Here is a 576-nt window from a genome sequence, read left to right on the forward strand (position 1 = left end):
ACTACTGTTCCCCAGAGGTGAAAAACTAGCAATACATTGCTAATAAAAATTAGTCTAAGAAATTAATTTATAAACAATTAATTTCCACCTTAATTGCACATTTTGCATTGCGAATTATAAATTAGAATACTTAAGAATGCGGCTTTATTCAGCTATGCATTAATTTTTAAAGTAGTTTATCTATATAAAATAAATCTTCATATTACTATCTCATTTATACATATTGCTCTTTTCTAAATTTTTACATGGTGTCAAGACTTTCTTTGTTGAATATTGTATATAAGGGGGTGTAGTCATGTTAAATGAGCACTTAAAATCTGAAAATTCTACTGATTGTCAAACTCACGTTCACGAATTCTTAGGAAGCACTAAGTTAGCTGAAGAAGGAGAAGATAGGCATAATCATAGATTTGCTGGCGTTACAAGCCAAGTTATCCCTATGGGTAATTCTCACGTTCACGCTATCTTAGTTAATACTGACTTTTTCTCAAATCATCATCATGAAATAGGTGTAATTACAGGACTAGCTATAGATGTTGGTAATGGCAAGCATATTCACTTAGCAACAGGTGTTAC

General features: G+C 31.2%; 1 pseudogene. It reads left to right on the forward strand.

The window, feature by feature from the left end:
- Positions 1-295: 295 nt before the first annotated feature.
- Positions 296-576 (forward strand): annotated as a pseudogene (locus tag B3603_RS20380) (YmaF family protein); the annotation flags it as partial.

The organism is Clostridium sp. UBA2485 (assembly GCF_002341865.1).
Lineage (GTDB): Bacteria > Bacillota > Clostridia > Clostridiales > Clostridiaceae > Clostridium_J.